The sequence below is a fragment of the Rhodovulum kholense genome, assembly GCF_003053725.1.
GTDB classification, from domain to species: Bacteria; Pseudomonadota; Alphaproteobacteria; order Rhodobacterales; family Rhodobacteraceae; genus Rhodovulum; species Rhodovulum kholense.
The window spans coordinates 197537-215112 of the sequence record NZ_QAYC01000004.1; the positions used below are offsets into that span (position 1 = coordinate 197537).

14 protein-coding genes are annotated in these 17576 nt (G+C 68.6%); 4 read left to right on the forward strand and 10 right to left on the reverse strand.

Annotated features, from left to right (window positions below; all coding sequences use genetic code 11):
* Positions 1 to 36: 36 nt before the first annotated feature.
* From addA to regB, 7 genes are all read right to left on the reverse strand, one after another.
* Positions 37 to 3405 carry a double-strand break repair helicase AddA gene (gene addA / locus C8N38_RS07460; protein WP_108025718.1) on the reverse strand — a complete coding sequence of 1123 codons (3369 nt, stop codon included), beginning with the start codon at positions 3403 to 3405 and terminating at the stop codon, positions 37 to 39.
* Positions 3402 to 6338 carry a double-strand break repair protein AddB gene (gene addB, locus C8N38_RS07465; RefSeq protein WP_108025720.1) on the reverse strand — a complete coding sequence of 979 codons (2937 nt, stop codon included), beginning with the start codon at positions 6336 to 6338 and terminating at the stop codon, positions 3402 to 3404. The genes addA and addB overlap by 4 nt, the downstream gene beginning before the upstream one ends.
* The gene (locus C8N38_RS07470) at positions 6331 to 7023 is read right to left on the reverse strand and encodes a nucleotidyltransferase family protein (RefSeq protein WP_108025722.1); all 693 of its coding nucleotides are present in this window, start codon (positions 7021 to 7023) and stop codon (positions 6331 to 6333) included. The genes addB and C8N38_RS07470 overlap by 8 nt, the downstream gene beginning before the upstream one ends.
* A complete protein-coding gene (locus C8N38_RS07475) occupies positions 7005 to 8012 on the reverse strand; it encodes an aminoglycoside phosphotransferase family protein (protein ID WP_108025724.1) in 1008 nt (335 codons plus the stop codon). The genes C8N38_RS07470 and C8N38_RS07475 overlap by 19 nt, the downstream gene beginning before the upstream one ends.
* Positions 8005 to 8508, reverse strand: a complete 504-nt coding sequence (tsaE, locus tag C8N38_RS07480) for a tRNA (adenosine(37)-N6)-threonylcarbamoyltransferase complex ATPase subunit type 1 TsaE (RefSeq protein ID WP_108025726.1) — start codon at positions 8506 to 8508, stop codon at positions 8005 to 8007. The genes C8N38_RS07475 and tsaE overlap by 8 nt, the downstream gene beginning before the upstream one ends.
* A 41-nt stretch (positions 8509 to 8549) precedes the next feature.
* Entirely contained in the window at positions 8550 to 10100 is a 1551-nt protein-coding gene (locus tag C8N38_RS07485) for a PAS-domain containing protein (RefSeq protein WP_108025728.1), read from the reverse strand.
* A gap of 98 nt (positions 10101 to 10198) precedes the next feature.
* Positions 10199 to 11593: a sensor histidine kinase RegB gene (gene regB / locus C8N38_RS07490; RefSeq protein WP_108025730.1), complete on the reverse strand. Its 1395-nt coding sequence runs from the start codon at positions 11591 to 11593 to the stop codon at positions 10199 to 10201.
* A 95-nt stretch (positions 11594 to 11688) separates the two neighbouring features.
* On the opposite strand from regB, the gene C8N38_RS07495 reads away from it, so the two are divergent.
* Together C8N38_RS07495 and C8N38_RS07500 are read left to right on the forward strand one after the other, a co-directional pair.
* Positions 11689 to 12324, forward strand: coding sequence for an SCO family protein (locus tag C8N38_RS07495; protein ID WP_108025732.1), 636 nt, complete (start codon positions 11689 to 11691; stop codon positions 12322 to 12324).
* A 79-nt stretch (positions 12325 to 12403) separates the two neighbouring features.
* Entirely contained in the window at positions 12404 to 12955 is a 552-nt protein-coding gene (locus tag C8N38_RS07500) for an ActR/PrrA/RegA family redox response regulator transcription factor (protein ID WP_075784115.1), read from the forward strand.
* 21 nt (positions 12956 to 12976) lie between these two features.
* Here the strand turns inward: C8N38_RS07500 and C8N38_RS07505 are convergent, their stop codons facing one another.
* The gene (locus C8N38_RS07505; protein ID WP_108025734.1) at positions 12977 to 13873 is read right to left on the reverse strand and encodes a LysR family transcriptional regulator; all 897 of its coding nucleotides are present in this window, start codon (positions 13871 to 13873) and stop codon (positions 12977 to 12979) included.
* Positions 13874 to 13973: 100 nt separating this feature from the next.
* On the opposite strand from C8N38_RS07505, the gene C8N38_RS22120 reads away from it, so the two are divergent.
* The gene (locus C8N38_RS22120) at positions 13974 to 14108 is read left to right on the forward strand and encodes a hypothetical protein (RefSeq protein ID WP_281258217.1); all 135 of its coding nucleotides are present in this window, start codon (positions 13974 to 13976) and stop codon (positions 14106 to 14108) included.
* Here the strand turns inward: C8N38_RS22120 and C8N38_RS07510 are convergent.
* Positions 14105 to 14695 (reverse strand): HD domain-containing protein, encoded by a 591-nt coding sequence (locus tag C8N38_RS07510; RefSeq protein ID WP_108025736.1) that lies wholly within the window; start codon positions 14693 to 14695, stop codon positions 14105 to 14107. The two genes, C8N38_RS22120 and C8N38_RS07510, sit on opposite strands and share 4 nt — an antisense overlap.
* Positions 14696 to 14806: 111 nt before the next feature.
* Here C8N38_RS07510 and ahcY point away from each other — a divergent pair, with 111 nt between their 5' ends.
* Positions 14807 to 16201, forward strand: coding sequence for an adenosylhomocysteinase (gene ahcY, locus C8N38_RS07515; protein ID WP_108025738.1), 1395 nt, complete (start codon positions 14807 to 14809; stop codon positions 16199 to 16201).
* 78 nt (positions 16202 to 16279) lie between these two features.
* On the opposite strand, the gene trpB is transcribed toward ahcY, so the two are convergent.
* Complete coding sequence (trpB, locus tag C8N38_RS07520) at positions 16280 to 17482, reverse strand: tryptophan synthase subunit beta (protein ID WP_108025740.1); 1203 nt, start codon at positions 17480 to 17482, stop codon at positions 16280 to 16282.
* Positions 17483 to 17576: the final 94 nt, after the last annotated feature.

Genomic DNA, 17576 nt, shown 5'->3' on the forward strand with positions numbered 1-17576 from the left:
ATCGAGGCCGGAAGGTAAGGACCGCGACCCTGAGCGTCAAGCCAGCCCCGCCCTGGCCAGCGCCGCCTGGCCCAGCTCTCGCGGGATCGTCATCAGCCTGCCCGTCCCGGTCCACAGAACCGCCGTCTCGATCTCGCGCCCGGGATAGATCTGCGCCAGCGCCACGGCATAGGCGCCCAGCTGGCGCAGGATGCCCTCGGGCGTGTCCTCGGGCCGGTCCGGCACGATGGCGTTGGTCTTGAAATCGACCGCCGTGACCCGGCCGGGCGCAAGGATCAGCCGGTCGACCGTGCCGCTCAGCCGCCCCTGGCCCAGCGGCGCGGTCAGCGGAACCTCGGCCAGCGTGCCGGGCGCAAAGACCGGCGCCAGATCGGGCCGCGCCATCAGGGCTCCGGCCTCGGCGGCGAGGGCTGGAACCATGGCCTCGGGCGCGGGCGGGTCGGCCACGGTCAGAAGCGCGCGGGCCAGCGCCGGGCGGTCGGCCGGATCGGTGCCCGGCAGATGTTCCAGCAGAAGGTGCATCCAGGTGCCCCGGGCGCGGACATCCTCGGCCTCGGCGGGCGCCAGCGGATCGCCCGGCAGGGCCTTGGCGCCACCCAGATCCGAGGGCGACAGCGGCTGCGGCGGCCGGTCGGGGCGCGGGGCCTCGCGGAGCGCCCAGTCGGGCAGCGCGGTCTCGGGCGGGGCCGTCTCGGGCGCGACCGCGATCCGCTCTCCGGGCCAGAGCCCGCGTTCATAGCGCAGCCCCTCGCCGAAACCGAAATCATGCGGCACCGGCCCCAGCGCCTCGGTGCCGCGACGGATGCGGCTGTACCAGTCGCTGCCATCCTTCGCGAGCTTTCCGGCAGCGGCGACGATCAGCCATTGTTCGGCCCGGGTCATCGCGACGTAAAGCAGGCGCGAGCGTTCCTCTTCCTCGCGCTGCACCCGCGCGGCATGGGCGGTCGCCAGCGCCTCTGGCCGCTCCTCCGATCCGGTCTTCCAGGCGGGCAGGCCGTTTTCCAGCGGATAGATCTGGTCGCGGATGGTGACGGTGCGCTGCGCCGTATGCGGCAGGATCACCACCGGCGCTTCGAGCCCCTTGGCGCCATGCACCGTCATCACCCGGATCCGCCGCCCCGCCGCATCGAGCTGGCGCTTGATCTCGACCTCGCCACTCGACAGCCAGGCCAGGAAGCCGGTCAGCGAGGGCACCTCGGTCGTCTCATAGGCCAGGGCCTGGGTCAGCAGCGCATCGATGCCGTCCTCGGCTTCCTGCCCGAGCCGCGCCACCAGCCTGCGGCGCCCGTCATGGCGCGTGAGGATGCGTTCGAGAAGGTCGTAGGGGCGCAGGAAATCGGCCTCGTCCAGCAGCGCCTGCAGCATCGGAACCGTCTCTGTTCCGGCCTGATCCGCGTTTCGAAGGGCCTGCCAGAGATAGCCCTTGCGGGGCGCCGCCAGCCGGAAGAGCGCATCCTCCGACCAGCCGAACAGCGGTGAGCGCAGCGCCGAGGCCAGCGACAGGTCATCCTCGGGCAGCGCCAGAAAGGACAAAAGCGCGGTCAGGTCGCGCACCGCAAGTTCGCCGCCGATCTTCAGCCGGTCGGCGCCCGCCACCTCCAGCCCCTCTGCCTTGCAGGCGCGGATGATCTCGTGAAACAGATCCGTCCGGCTTTGCACCAGGATCAGGATGTCGCCCTCATGCATCGGACGGCGCCCCCCGCCCTTGGCGGCGACGGTCTCGCCCCGGTCGATCATCGCACGGATTTCCGAGGCCACCTGACGCGCCAGCCGTACGCTGTGATGCGAGGCGCCCAGCATGTCGACCGGATCGGCCCAATGCCCAAGATCGGCGGCCTCGCTATCCTCGACCACGGGCCAGATATCGACCCGGCCGGGAAGATCGGCATGGAAGGCGCGGTGCCGCATCTCGCGGTCGAGACCCGCCCGCGCGCCTTCGGGAAAGGTCCGGTCGACCACGCCAAGGATCGCCTCGGACGAGCGGAACGAGTATTCCAGCGTCAGGCTCAGAAGGCCCCGGTCGACATTTTCCAGCCGGTCGCGGAACAGCGCGCGCATCCGGTCGAAGCCCTCGGGATCGGCGCCCTGGAAGGAATAGATCGACTGCTTCTTGTCGCCGACGACGAAGATCGTGCGCTCGACCCCGCTGCGCGCGCCCTCGCCCGCGGTGAATTCCTGTGCCAGCAGTTCGATCACCTGCCATTGAACCGGGCTCGTGTCCTGCGCCTCGTCGACCAGGATATGATCGAGCCCGCCATCGAGCCGGAACAGCACCCATTGCGCGACGCCCGGATCGGTCAGCAGATCGCGCGCCTTCAGGATCAGGTCGTCGAAATCGAGCCAGCCCTGCAGTTGTTTGCGCGCCGCATAGGCGGGCAGGAAGGCTTCGGCAAAGCGGTGGAGCGCCAGCGTCCGCTCGGCCGCATCCAGCGCCAGTCGCCGGGGCCGCGCGGTCTCGACCCGGATCATAAGGTCTTCCAGCGGCGCCAGATCCGGGCCAAGCGCCATCCGGACCGCCTTGGTAGGAAAAGACCCTGTCTTGGCCGAAAACGGCTGTTTCGCGGCGGCGCCGGTCAGCAGGATATCCTCCAGCCCGATCAGCAGGGCACGGTCGGCGCCGCCGAGATTCAGCGCGTCAAGCTTGGCGGCGGCGGTCTGATCGGTCTTGCCGCCTCCGGCCAGCGCGGATTTCAGCCGGGTCAGCAGCCCCTCTTCGGTCCCGGTGAAGACGCCGCGCAGCAGGACTGCGCTGTCCTCATCGGCGGAAAGGCCGAAGCTTTTCCAGATCGCGCCCGGGTCGGCGGTGCCCGGAAACCGGTCGCGATGGCTGGCGATCTCGGCGGTCAGCGCATCGAGCTCGGCATCGGTGTGAAACCGCGCCAGATCGGCAAAGCGCCCGGCCTCGGGGCCGTCGGCCAGCGCATCGACCAGCTCGGCCCGCAGGCGGCGGGCGCTGCGGTCGTCCATCTCGACGAATTGCGGCGAGACCCCGGCCTCGAGCGGAAACCGCCTCAGAAGCCCCGCGCAGAAGGAATGGATGGTCTGGATCTTCAGCCCGCCCGGCGCTTCGATGGCGCGGGCAAACAGGCGCCTCGCCTCACGCAGGGTGTCCTCGCCGATGGCGGTCTCGACGCCCAGCTCGTGCAGCGCCTGCCGCAGGTCGGCATCGGCCAGCATCGCCCAGCCGCCCAGCCGGTCGAACAAACGGTTCTGCATCTCGCCCGCGGCGGCCTTGGTATAGGTCAGGCACAGGATGCGCTGCGGCGGCACCCCCGCCAGCAGAAGCCGTGCCACCCGGTCGGTCAGAACCCGGGTCTTGCCAGAGCCCGCATTGGCCGACAGCCAGACCGAGCCCGCCGGGTCGGCGGCCTGGATCTGCCGTTCGCTCGCCTCGTTCCGGGTCATCCCACATCCTCCGGTTCCGGCGGATCGGTCTCGTCCCATTCGCCAAAGCGCGACAGCAGGTCGTAATCGGTGATGTCGCTGCGTTTCTGGATCCGGTTGCGGGCGGTATAGCCCTGGTCCGGGCGGGCATAACGGTCGATCAGGCGCCCGAGCTCGGCCCAGCTGCGCGCCACCAGATCGTCGTCAAGCCAGTTGGTCACGGTCTTCGGCGGCTGGCCGAGGCCGATATAGGTGACGTGATCGACGGGCGCGGCCGGGATCTCCTCGAAGCCGCCGCGTTCGGCGATGCAGGCCTCCAGCAGCAGCTGCTTGTCGAAGGCTTCCATCGCCTTCAGGCTGGGCGGCGTCCCGGTCTTGTAATCATAGACGATGAGACGCCCATCGGGGCGGCGGTCGATCCGGTCGGCCTGCGCGGTGAGGGTGAAGCCGCTGTCCAGCCGCGCCGCGCCCGAGCGTTCGCGGGCGATGCAGGCGGCCTCGGCCTGACGCCGCGCCTCGTCGCGCAGGAAGCTCTCGGCCGCGCGCCCGAGCCGCGCCCGCCAAAGCGCGCGGGCCGCGGGCCAGGGCGCCTCGGTCGCGAGAACCTCATCGGCGATGGCCATCAGATCTGCCCGGGCGCGGGCCGGATCGGGGTCGATGGGCCGGTCCAGAAACCGCTCCATCACCTTGTGCAGGACCGTGCCCCGCAGCGGCGCATCGGCGCTGCGCACCAGCGGATCGAGCCGCTTCAGCCGCAGGATATGGCGGGCATAGACGGCATAGGGGTCGCGGATCAGCCGTTCGACCGCGGTCACGGACAGCCGCTCGGGGCGGCGGTCGAGCGGTGGCCGGGGCGAGGGCCGGCGCACGGCGGGCAGTGGCGCCGCGGGCCGGTCGAGCGCCTGCGCCATGTCAAGCCAGTTCCGGCCCCGCGCGCGCATTGCGGCCAGCGCCTCGGGGCCGCCATTGCCGCCCAGTCCGTCCATCAGGTTGGTCAGCCGGTTCAGCCAGCGCGCGGGCACGGTCTGGGCCTCGGCCGTGCGGATCGCGCGCGAGATCATCACTTCGGGGGCGCAGATCGCCTGCTGGAAGTCATGCGCGGCCAGCCCGATCTGGCGTTCGGGCAGCAACAGGCCCGCCTCGGCCCGCATCTGCCGGTTCAGCCAGGGGTCGGGCGGCGGGGTCTCGGGCCAGGTGCCCTCGTTCAGCCCGCCGAGGATCACCAGATCGGCGCCCTGAACGCGGGCCTCGAGCGTGCCCCAGATCATCACCCCGGGATGCGGCTCGACCGCGCTGCGCACGGTGCCGTCGCGCAGGACCGAGTCGAGCAGCGCCGAAAAATCGCCGGGGGACATCTCGCCGCCCGCGTCGGCCTCGTCGGCCAGCAGGTCCAGCGCGGCGCGTGACTGCGCACCCGCCTCCTCCAGCCAAAGCGCGCCGGGGTCGGTGCTGCCGGGACCAGCGGCGAGGGTTTCGCAGGCCGCACGGTGGCGCGCGACATGGGCCGAAAGCGGCTCTGTTCCGGCCCGATCCACGTCCTCCAGCGCTGCGGAAAGCCAGTTGGCCCAGGCCTCGCGCCCGTCCTCGCTGCCCGCCGCCCAACCGATCAGCGCGTGACCATCTGGGAAGGCCGGACCATTCCGGCGCAGATGAAGTTCAAGTTCGCGGGTCCAGCGCAGGTGATCGGCGCGCAGGCCAGGGCTTGAGGCGGTCAGCGGATGCTTGAGCAGCGCCAGCAGCGTCTCGACCGTCAGCGGCCGCCCGAACAGCGCCGCGACCTGTCGCAGGAACCGCCCCGGCGGCGACAGCGGCAGCGGCATGCCCGCACTGTCGTCGGGCCGGATGCCCCAGCGGTCGAGCGCGGCGGTCACCTGCCGGGTCAGGGTCCGGTCGGGGGTGACCAGTGCTGCGTTTTGCCCGTCCTCGGCGGCCCGGCGCAGCCGCAACGCGATGGCCAGCGCCTCGGCGCGCGGTGAAGGCGCCTCGATCAGGGTCAGCCCCCCTGTGGCCCGGTCGATGCCGGTCAGCCGGGGCCCGTCTTCCATCCACTGATCGGTAACGGGGGCGGGTCGAAGCGCGAGGGACACCAGACGATTGCGCGGCGGGCACGGGGCGGGCGTGCCGACCCAGGGCGCGACTGCCTCGGGGGCCAGCCCCATGTCATCGAGAATTCGGCGAAAGCGGAACTGGGGATGGTCCTCGGCGGCCAGCGCGTCGTCAAGGCCTTCCCAGATCGCGGCGGGCATGTCGAAGTCGAAGCCCGGCAACACGGCGGCACCCTGGGGCAGACCGGCGACCGTCCTGAGGAACAGCGCGGTCGCGCCGCGCGACCCGGTGGTGCCGGCGACGATGACGGGATGGCGGGGCGGATCGGCGCGCCAGCGCGCGGCAAGCCGTTCGACCGCCAGCCGTTGGCGGGCGCCGGTGCCGGGCCGGTCCGAAAGGTCGGCGCCAAGCCAGTCCTCGACCAGCGTCAGGAATTGCCGCGCCCGCGCCCAATGCGCCGAGAGGTTCCCGACATCGAGCTGGTGCAGGACGCGGGGCGGCACGCCCTCGGTTTGCATTTCGTCCAGCAGCGCGGCCAGACTGTCGGCCAGATCGAAGGCCGAACTGCGCGCGGCCAGATCAGGGGCGCGGTCCAGCAGGGCGCGGACCAGTTGCGCCAGTTCCAGCCGCCGCCGAAGCGGCGAAACGGGCGCGGGCAGATCGGCGAGGATCGGATGGCGGGACAGCTCGGCCACCAGCCGGATGCGCGGCAGCAGACGCGGCGGCCCGGCCTGGAAAAGGGCGGTCAGACGCCGCCGCATGCGTTCGGTATTGACCCAGATCTCGACCTCGGCCCAGGCCTCGGGCGAGGCACCGGACAGTCTCTGTTCCAGCCCGATCAGAAGGTCGCGCGGGAAGTCCGCGCCGGGCGGCAGGCCATAGAGGCGGGGCCCGGCTCCCTCAAGCATCGCCCTGCCCCGCCAGCAGCGCCTCGGCCTCGGCGATGCCGTCCGGATGGCCCACGTCGCACCAGCCGCCGGGATGCAGAACGCCGAAAAGCCGCCCCTCGGCCAGCATCCGGTCCCAGAGCCGGTTCAGCGAAAAGACCGGCTCGGGGATCTCGGCCAGCCCGTCGGTCCTGAGGATCTGAGCGCCCGAATAAACGGCGCCCGGGCCACGGGTCAGGCGGCCGTCGGCATCGGTCAGGAAATCGCCCGTCCCGGCGTGACCGGTCGCGCGGCCGCGCGGGATCAGCAGCAAAAGCCCGTCCATCCGGGCCGGGTCCCAGGCGGCGGCCAGCGTGGCCAGCGGGTTCGGCCCGGTCCAGACCGCGTCGCTGTTCAGCGTGAAGACGGGGCCCTCGCCCAGCAACGGCAGCGCATGGCGCAGCCCGCCGCCGGTATCGAGGATCTGAGGGTCCTCGCGCAAGACCGCAATGCCGTGGCGTCCGGCCAGATGGCTCTCGATCTGCCCGGCGCGGTAATGCGCGTTCACGACGATGCGGTTCAGCCCGGCGCCTTCGGCCAGCGCCAGCGCATGGTCGATCAGCGGCCGCCCTGCCACCTCGATCAGCGGCTTGGGCCGGTCGTCGGTCAACGGCCGCATCCGGGTGCCGAACCCGGCGGCGAACAGCATCAGGGCCGTCGGGCGCATTGGCTTTCGATCCTGGCAAGGCGGTCGGGGTCGGGCGGCGGCAGCAGCTGAAGCGTGCGGTCGCGCAGTTCGGCCAGCGCCGGGTGGTCGAGATCGGTCATCAGATGCGCCCAGACCCGGGGCATCAGCCGCAGATAGCCGGGCTTTCCGTCGCGCAGGCACAGCCGTGCGAAAACGCCCAGGATGCGCAGGTTGCGCTGGGCGCCGGTCAGGGCGTAGGCGCGGGCGAAGGCGTCGGGGTCGCTTCCGGTGCGGGAGACATAGCGCGCGCGCATCCGGGCCTGAAGCGCCGAGGGCACGTCGCGGCGCGCGTCTTCCAGAAGCGACACCAGATCGTAGGCAGGATGGCCCACGCGCGCGTCCTGAAAATCGAGAAGCCCGACCCGGGCGGCGCCGCTGCGGTCGGGCAGCCAGATCAGGTTTTCCGCGTGATAGTCCCGCAGGATCAGAACCGAGGGCGGCGCGGTGGACTCCAGCAGGGTCCTGATCGTCGCGCGAAAGGCCGCGATGTCGGCCTCGGTCGCGGGCCTGCCAAGCCCGGTCAGGTACCACTGGAACGGGAGGCAGGCCAGATCGGCCATGGTCTCGGCGTCATAGGCGGCGAGGCCCGCAGGCGGGGCCGCGCGGTGCAGATCGGCCAGCAGGTCGGTGGCGGCGGCGTAAAGCGTGTCTTCCGGTCCCGGATCCTTCGCCAGCACCCGGGCGAACAGGGCGTCGCCCAGATCCTCGAGCAGCAAAAAGCCCTGCGCCGCGTCCTCGGCCAGGATTGCGGGGGCGGAAAGGCCAAGCCAGGTCAGGTGGCGCGCGATGGCGATGAAGGGGCGCACATCTTCGCCGCGCGCCGGATCGGCATCCATCAGCACGGCGGTCTCTGTCCCGCGCGTCAGCCGCTCGTAACGGCGGTTCGAGGCATCGCCCGCAAGGGGCGCGCGGCGGGCCTCGGCCCATCCGGTGCGGGCGAGGAAGTCGGCGCAGGCAGTGTCACGCATCGGGGTCGTCTTTTGCGGCAAGGAAGGACAGGCGGTCGGCCCAGGACGGGTCGGCCGAAACGAGATCGAGCGTCCGGGCGGTGTCGGACGGGCCGGGGCCGAAGGTCAGGCGCAGGGCGTCTGTCGGGGCCAGATCGCCCAGCCGGTCGGGCCATTCGATCAGGCAAAGTGCCAGGTCGAACGCCTCGTCAAGCCCAAGTTCCAGCACCTCGTGGGGATGGCCCAGCCGGTAAAGATCGGCATGCCAGATCTCGAACGGCCCGGCGTCGTAGGTCTGGACCAGGGTGAAGGTCGGCGAGGGCACGTCTTCGGGCGGCAGTCCGGCGCGGGCCTGCGCCGCCTGGATCAGCGCGCGGGCGAAGGCGGTCTTGCCCGCCCCGATCGGCCCGTCGAGCAGCAGCGTGTCGCCCGCCCCCAGAACCGCCGCCAGCCGGTCGGCCAGGGCGCGGGTCTGGGCCTCGGCGGCCAGCGAAAGGGAAAGACGGGTTCCGGACATGGGCGCATGTTTAACGCCTGCCCGAGGCCCCGCAAGTCGGATCAGCCCATCGAGGCGCGCGGCACCGGGCGGGCGCCCGCCGTATCGGCCTGGCTCGCGGCGCGGAACTCGACCATCATGCAGCCGCCCGCGACCGGTTTGAGGAAACAGTCGAGCCGCCGGCCGTCGCGGCGGATCAGCTCGCAGCTCCAGGCTTCGCGCTGGCGGATGCGGTGCGACAGGTCGGCCGCGGCCTCGGATTGAGTCAGCAGGCATTGCGCCTGCCATTTCGCCGTGGCTCCGGCGATATCGGTGGTACCCATCACCAGGCGCGGGTCCTCGCCCCAAAGCTCGGCATAGGCGCTGTTCGACAGGGTCAGGACCCCGGCGCTGGAAAACACCACGATGGCCTCGGGTAGCGAGTCGATGACCGCCTGCCCGGTCTCGATCTCGCCGCGGAAGCGGCGGGTCATCGACATTTCGGTGCTGATATCCTCGAACAGGAAGGCCACGGCGCCATCGGGATGCGGCCGTCCGGTGACCCGGTAGACCTGACCGCCGGGCAGGGTCCAGGTGTCGGAATAGACGCCGTCGCTGGCATCGCGTTCCAGCCGCAGGATCTGTTCGCGCCAGGACCGGTAATTCTTGGGCTCGGGCATCATCCGGGTCTCGCGGAGCCGGTCGAGCACGTTCAGAAGCGTGGGCCGTCCGGTCAGGAATTCGGGCTCGAGGTTGAAAAGCTCGGACATGGCGGGGTTGAACAGCACCAGTTCGCGCTTGCGGTTGAAGACGGCCAGACCGATGGGCAGTTCGGCGAAGGTCTTTGTCAGGGTCTGAACGAAATTCCGCAGCGCGGTCTCGGCCCGGACGGTGGCATCGGCCGGAAGTGCGAAATGCAGCGAGGCGCCATGGGCCTCGACGGCCACACAGTCGAACCAGCGCTCGCGGCCAGTCCCGGTGCCAGTGTCGATGGCCTGACGGTGCGGCGCGCCCGGTTCCCCCTTGGGTTGTGAAAACAGGACCGGCAGCGGCCAGACGATCTGGCCCTTGTCATGGCGGCTGCGCACGATGTCGAGATAGGCGCTGTTGGCCCAGGCCACGCCCCCCTTGTCGTCCTGCTGCCAGGCCGGGGTCGGCATCGCTTCGACCACATCGCGGAGAGTGGCCAGTTCCGCGGTCAGCGCGGCCAGGCTCTGGGCGTCGGTCAGGCCCGCATCCTCGTTGAAGCGCGGCATCTGCAGGGTCAGGCGGATCACCCCGTCAAGCCAGGTCGCGGTCAGCTGCGCCTCGCCCCCGGCTTCGGTCAGAAGCGCCGAGCCGTCCTTGGGCAACCGCTCCATTCGTTCGGGAAAACCGGGGAAACGCGGCACGATCAGGGCGCAGAACCGCTGCCAGTCGGTCAGGCCCTTGGGGCCGCCTGCCAGAAACCGGCGCCCGTCCGGCGTGGCATCCACCAGATGTTCTCCATCGAAGAGAAACACCATGCTGTTTCTGGACTCGGCGCCCGGGGACGGGGACCGGCGGGGAATGAGTGGCAAAAGGAACACCGCCACCAGTGCGCTGATCAGGGATACGCCCGCAAGAACCAGCGCAGAGTTCAAGTCGATGTCCATGGTGCGGGCGGCGCTCCTTTAGCCAGTTTGTTCAGTAAAACGTCATCTTGGTTAAATTCCAGTTAACTCAACGTATGCGTGTTCGGGGTGTGGCGGTCTCAGGCTTCGATCGGAGTGTTCTCGCCCAGAGCCGCCAGCTGTGCCTCGGCGCTGACGCCGATCTTGGAGGCGGACCATTCGACCTCGACCACTGCGCCGCGCTGATCGGACCGTTCCGAGGTCAGCATCGGGTCGCGCCCGTTGGCAAAGCTCAGCCTCGCGCCCGAGCGTTCCAGCAGCGTCTTGGCGATGAAAAGCCCAAGCCCCATGCCTTCGTATTCGGGGCGCTTCTTCTGATGCTCGGAGCTTTTGCGCATCCGCACGAAGGGATCGCCGATGCGGCCCAGCAGATGCGAGGGATAGCCCGGCCCGTCATCCATGATCCGGACGCTGATTTCGTCCTGGGTCCATTGCGCCACGACCCAGACCCGGCTTTCGGCGAAATCGACGGCGTTCTGGATGAGGTTCCTCAGCCCGTGGATCACTTCGGGGCGGCGGTAGATCACCGGCATCCGCGGGCTGCCGCCATGAATCGGATCGAAACTGAAGATGATCTCCTTGCCGCGATCCAGATGCGGTTCGGCCGCCTCGTCGATCACCGCCTTCAGCGGCGCGGTATGCATGTGCAGGTCGTCCTTGCCCGCGCGGCCCATCGAGCGCAGGATATCGCGGCAGCGGTCGGCCTGTTCGCGCAGCGTCTCGATGTCCTCGCGCAGGCCCGGCTTGTCCTCGACCTCGTCCAGCAGTTCCGAACTGATCAGCTTGATCGTCGCCAGCGGCGTGCCCAGCTCATGCGCGGCGGCGGCAACCACGCCGCCCAGATCTGTCAGCTTCTGCTCGCGCGCCAGTGCCATCTGGGTGGCCACCAGCGCATCGGTCATCTTGTTCATCTCGGATGTCACGCGGTCGGCATAAAGCCCGAGGAAGGAAATCCCGATCACCAGCGCGGCCCAGAAGCCGAACAGGAAAAGATGCGGCAGCCGCTGGATTTCGCCCGACGCATCGATCAGGGGCACATGGTAGAAGGTCATCAGCGTGATCAGCGCGAAGGCGGTATGGGCGATGAACAGCGTCGACATCCGCCCCAGCGCCGTGGCCGAGATGGTGACCGGCGTCAGCAGCATCAGCGCGAAGGGATTGTTCAGCCCGCCGGTCAGGAACAGCAGGGCCGACAGCTGCACCACGTCGAACAGCAGGGTCAGCATCGCCTCGTTTTCCGACAGGCGCCGGTTCTCGGGATAGATCGCAACTGCGATCACGTTGGCCAGCACGCTGGCGCCGACGACCAGCAGGCACAGCCCCAGATCCAGCTGGATGTGGAAATAGAGAATGGCCACCGCGATGGCGACGACTTGGCCCGCGATGGCGGCCCAGCGCAGAAGGATCAGGGTCCGCAGGCGGATCCAGTTGCTGCGCTCGGTCGGCGGCAGCAGGCCGGTTGCGATATCGGACATCGGACCCCCAGATTCAGGCTTTCCCCTTGTTAATCGCGGCACGAGGGCCGATCAATGCGCTAACCGCAGGGGGACGGACGGCAAGGGAGGCACGCATGAGACGCTACATTCTGGCAGGCGCGGCCGTGGCGCTTCTGGCGGCGGTCGCGGTGCCCGCCCTGTTCATCTGGGGGCCCTGGGCGCCCGAGGACCGGTTCGCGGCCTGCCGCAGCGGCGGTCCCCGGCCCGGCCTGTCGGAACTGGGCGGCCCCCTTGCCCTGACCGACCAGACCGGCGCCCTCCGGACCGAAGCCGACGTGATCGAAGGCCCGACGCTGATCTATTTCGGCTATACCTTCTGCCCGGATGTCTGCCCGTTCGACAATGCCCGCAATGCCGATGCGGTCGATTTGCTGGAAACCCGCGGCTATGACGTGCGGCCGGTCTTCATTTCGGTCGACCCTGCCCGCGACACGCCCGAGGCGCTGGCGGCTTTCGCCGCGATGATGCATCCGCGGATGCTGGCCCTGACCGGCACGCCCGATCAGGTGCAGGCGGCCAGCCGCGCCTACCGCACCTTCTTTCGGATCCGCGACCCCGAGGACCCCTATTACCTGATCGACCATTCGACCTTCACCTACCTCGCCTTCCCGGAAACGGGCGTGGTCGAGGTTTTCGACCGGGATACCACGCCCGAGGACATGGCCGCGCGGGTCGCGTGCTTTGTCGACAACGGCGCGGGAAAGCCATGACAGGGAACGAGTTAAATTGACCCTGCCCTGTTAACATTCTAGAACGTCCGGAATATTACGCTCACCAGGAGGGTGTCGCATGGCTGAGCAGGAGTATGAAATCGGGGACGACCCGTCGCTGTTGATCGTTGACGACGACGAACCGTTTCTCCGGCGTCTCGCGCGGGCAATGGAAAAGAGGGGGTTCCAGCCCGAAATGGCCGAGACGGTCGCTGCCGGAAAGGCCATCGCCTCGGCGCGGCCCCCGGCCTATGCCGTGGTCGACCTGCGGCTGGAGGATGGCAGCGGGCTCGACGTGGTCGAGACCCTTCGCGAAAAGCGTCCCGATGCCAAGATCGTGGTGCTGACCGGCTATGGCGCCATCGCCACCGCCGTCGCCGCGGTCAAGATCGGTGCGACCGACTACCTGTCGAAACCGGCCGATGCCAATGACGTCACCGCCGCCCTTCTGTCGAATGGCGAGGCGCTGCCGCCGCCGCCCGACAATCCGATGTCGGCCGACCGCGTGCGCTGGGAGCATATCCAGCGGGTCTACGAGCAATGCGACCGCAACGTTTCGGAAACCGCGCGGCGGCTGAACATGCACCGCCGGACGCTGCAGCGGATCCTGGCCAAGCGCAGCCCGCGGTAAGACCGGCGGCTCGGGTCGGGCTCAGATCCCGACCTGCGGCCCCGCCGCGTGCCGCAGCCAATTGATGAAGGCGCGCAGCCGCGGGGCATGGTGTCCCGGCCGGGTCACGATGTGATAGCCGAGCCCCTGAGAGTCCTGCTCGAACAGCGCGGCCAGCCTGCCTGCGGCCAGATCGTCCTCGACCAGGGTGATCGGCTGGATCGACAGCCCGTACCCGGCGCGCGTCGCCGCCAGCGACAGGCCGGTCGTCGGGAAGGACGTCGCGCGCACCCGCTTCCAGCTCAACCCCGCGCTTTCCGCCCAGAGCGCCTGTTCCGGGGAATCCTGCGCCGTCAGCCAGGTGAAGCGGGTCAGCTCGGCGAAGCTTCCGGGCCGGGGATCGCCCGCCAGCTCGGGCGTTCCGACGACCACGAACCGGGTACTTGTCAGCGGGTTGGCCTCAAGCCCCGGCCATGCGCCGGACCCGTAGCGGATCGCCAGGTCATAGCCTCCAGTCCGCAGATCGACCAGCGCGGTCGAGGGGATCAGGGCCAGCTCGATATCGGGATGCGCCGCCCAGAAGGTGCCAAGCCGCGGCATCAGCCAGTTTTCGGCAAAGGCAGGTGTCAGCGAGATCTTCAGCGGGCTTGCATCTTCCGTCGCCCGGACCGCGTCGATCCCGTCCTGGATCTTCCGGAACGCCTCGCCCAGAGCCTCGGCCAGCCGGGCGCCCTCGGGCGTTGCTGTCATGCCGCGGCTGTCGCGGCGGACCAGAGCCAGCTGCAGATGATCCTCCAACGCCCGCACCTGCTGGGCGACGGCCGCATGGGTCACGTTCAAGGACCGCGCCGCCGCCGAAAAGCTTTCCAGCCGCGCCGTCGCCTCGAAGGCGCGCAGCGCCGTCAGGGGCGGCAGGCGGGTCCAGTCGATATCGGCCATCTGTTAGATTAGCTCACAGGGCGAAAGAATTCCTGACTCTCGGATCTTCCCGTCACAGCTTAACAATACGATGGAGAGCTTTGAAAGGGAGGAGCCCCCGATGTTCGCCATACTGTCAGATATGCTTCTGCTGGCCTCGCGTCAGGAGCACCGGATCAATCACCGCCTGCCCGACCGTCCGGTGGTGCCCGAGGTTCATCTGCCGCGCCGCCGTCCCATCGGGCAGAAGCGCTAGAGACGCGCCATCAGCGCGGCATGGCGGGCGGTATAGGCCGCGCGTACCTCGACCGGGGGACGCAGCCGGATTTCGAGCCCCTCGATCAGCTCGGGCCGGGGACGGCCGAAGAACCGGTTCGCCTCGGTCGCGTCGAACCCCGCGATCTGGGTCGCCTCAAGCCAGGCCGACAGGCTGTCAGCCCGCTTGATCGCCTTCTTGATCCGGTCGGGCACCGCCGCGGGCAGGCCAAAGCGGATATGGATCGCCGAGGCCAGCCGCTTGTCGAGTTCGCCATAACTCGGGCCCACGGCGGCCTTCACCGGCGAGATCATGTCGCCGATCACGTATTCGGGCGCATCGTGCAAAAGAGCGGCCAGCCGCCAGCGGACCGGCGCCTCGGGCTGCATCCGGCCGAAGATTTCCTCGACCAGCAGCGAATGCTCGGCCACTGAATAGGGGTAATCGCCCCGGGTCTGCCCGTTCCAGCGCGCCACGAAGGCAAGGCCATGGGCGATGTCCTCGATCTCGATATCGAAGGGCGTCGGGTCCAGCAGGTCGAGCCTGCGCCCCGACAGCATCCTCTGCCATGCGCGTGCTTGTTTCATAGCGATCCGTTTCCCTTGGGACGCCCGATTGCCACGGCGCAGCCGCATTGTCGAGCCATCCGCGTGATGGTATGTGCCCTTCGAGCCGACAATTACGAGGAGAGTTGCGCCATGGCGCCGGACTACATCGTCAAGGACATCGCGCTGGCCGAGTTCGGCCGCAAGGAACTGGACATCGCTGAAACCGAAATGCCCGGCCTGATGGCGCTCCGCGAGGAATACGGCGAGGCCAGGCCGCTGAAAGGCGCGCGTATCGCCGGGTCGCTGCACATGACGGTCCAGACTGCCGTGCTGATCGAGACGCTGGTCGCGCTGGGGGCCGATGTGCGCTGGGCGTCCTGCAACATCTTCTCGACCCAGGACCACGCCGCCGCCGCGATCGCCAAGGCCGGGGTCCCGGTCTTCGCCATCAAGGGCGAGACGCTGCCCGAGTACTGGGCCTATACCGACAAGATCTTCCAGTTCGCCGAGGGCACGGCCAACATGATCCTCGACGATGGCGGCGACGCCACGCTTTACGTGCTGCTGGGCGCGCGGGTCGAGAATGGCGAGGAAGACCTGATCGCCGTCCCGACCTCGGAAGAGGAAGAGGCGCTGTTTGCCCAGATCCGCAAGCGGCTGGCCGAAACTCCCGGCTGGTTCACCAAGCAGCGCGACGCGATCAAGGGCGTCTCGGAAGAGACCACCACGGGCGTGCACCGGCTTTATGATCTGCACAAGAACGGCCTGCTGCCCTTCCCGGCCTTCAACGTCAATGACAGCGTCACCAAGTCGAAATTCGACAACAAGTATGGCTGCAAGGAAAGCCTGGTCGACGGTATCCGCCGCGCCACCGACGTGATGATGGCCGGCAAGGTCGCCGTGGTCTGCGGCTATGGCGATGTCGGCAAGGGCTCGGCCGCCTCGCTGCGCGGCGCTGGCGCCCGGGTAAAGGTGACCGAGGTCGACCCGATCTGCGCGCTGCAGGCCGCGATGGACGGCTTCGAGGTGGTCGTGCTGGAAGACGTGGTCGCCTCGGCCGACATCTTCATCACCACCACCGGCAACAGGGACGTGATCCGCATCGAGCATATGCGCGAGATGAAGGACATGGCCATCGTCGGCAATATCGGCCATTTCGACAATGAAATTCAGGTGGCCGCGCTGAAGAACCACAAATGGACCAACATCAAGGACCAGGTGGACATGATCGAGATGCCCTCGGGCGCCCGCATCATCCTGCTGTCCGAAGGCCGCCTGCTGAACCTCGGCAACGCGACCGGCCACCCGTCCTTCGTGATGTCGGCCTCCTTCACCAACCAGGTGCTGGCGCAGATCGAGCTGTTCACCAAGGAGGGCGACTATCCGCCCGGCGTCTACATCCTGCCCAAGCATCTGGATGAAAAGGTTGCCCGGCTGCATCTGGCCAAGATCGGCGTCAAGCTGTCGACCCTGTCGCCCGAGCAGGCTGCCTATATCGGCGTGACGCCCGAAGGCCCCTTCAAGCCCGAGCATTACCGCTACTGAACCCCGCGCGATCCGCGAGGCTGGCGCCGTCCGGATTTCCGGGCGGCGCCTTGCTTTATGCAGGTCCGGCCGCGCGGCTCAGAGAGCCTCGCCGAAGCCGAAGGTCTCGGTCACATAGTCGATATCCTTGTCGCCGCGCCCCGACAGGTTGACGAGGATCGACTTGCCCGGATTGGCCCGGGCCTCGCGCATCGCGAAGGCCACGGCATGGGCGCTTTCCAGCGCGGGAATGATGCCCTCGCGGCGCGACAACTCGAAGAACGCCTTAAGCGCTTCGGTATCGTCGGCCGTGGTGTAGGTGACCCGTCCGCTGCGGTGCAGATGCGCGTGCTCCGGCCCGACGCCGGGATAATCGAGCCCCGAGGCGACGGTGTGCACCGGTGCCGGTTCGCCCTTCGCGTCCTTCAGCACGATGGTGCGGAACCCGTGGATGTCGCCATCCTCGCCATAGGCGATTGACGCGGCGTGATCGCCCAGATTGGACGAGGTGCCCGCGGGCTCGACCCCGTAAAGCGCCACGTCATCCTCGATGAAGCCCGAGAAGATCCCCATCGCGTTCGACCCGCCGCCGACGCAGGCCGCGACCATGTCGGGCAACTCGCCGGTCATGTCCAGGAACTGCTCGCGCGCCTCGACGCCCACCACATGCTGGAAGTTGCGCACCATCATCGGGAAGGGATGCGGCCCCACCACCGACCCGATGGCGAAAAGCGCATGATCGGCCTGGGCGATATAGCTTTCAAAGCAGCTGTCGACCGCCTCTTTCAGCGACCGACCGCCGAAGGAAACCGGCACCACCGTCGCGCCCAGAAGCTTCATTCGGGTGACGTTGGGCGCTTCCTTGGCGATATCGATCTCGCCCATGTGAATCTCGCACTCCATGCCGAAATAGGCCGCGGCGGTGGCCAGCGCCACGCCATGCTGACCCGCGCCGGTTTCGGCCATCAGCTTGGTCTTGCCCATGAATTTCGCCAAGAGGCCTTCGGCCATGCAATGGTTCAGCTTGTGCGCGCCGGTATGGTTCAGATCCTCGCGCTTGGCATAGATCTGCGCGCCGCCGCAAAGATCGCTGAGGTTCCTCAGGTACGAGACCGGCGTCGGCCGCCCCTGAAAATGGGTGCGGATATAGCGCAGCTCGCGGATGAAATCGGCAGATTTCGAGATCCGGTCGTAGGCCTCGCGGATTTCGGCGAAATGCGGTTCCAGCGGCGGCGGCAACACCGCGCCGCCATAGCTGCCGAAGAAGCCCTCGCGGGTCGGTGTGGTCTTCAGGTAGGTCATGTCTTTTTTCCCCTCTGTCCTGGCCCCTCTGTCCTAGGCTGGGCGCGATCTGACACCCTGCGCCCGCCGGTCTCAAGACGCGAAAGCGACACAT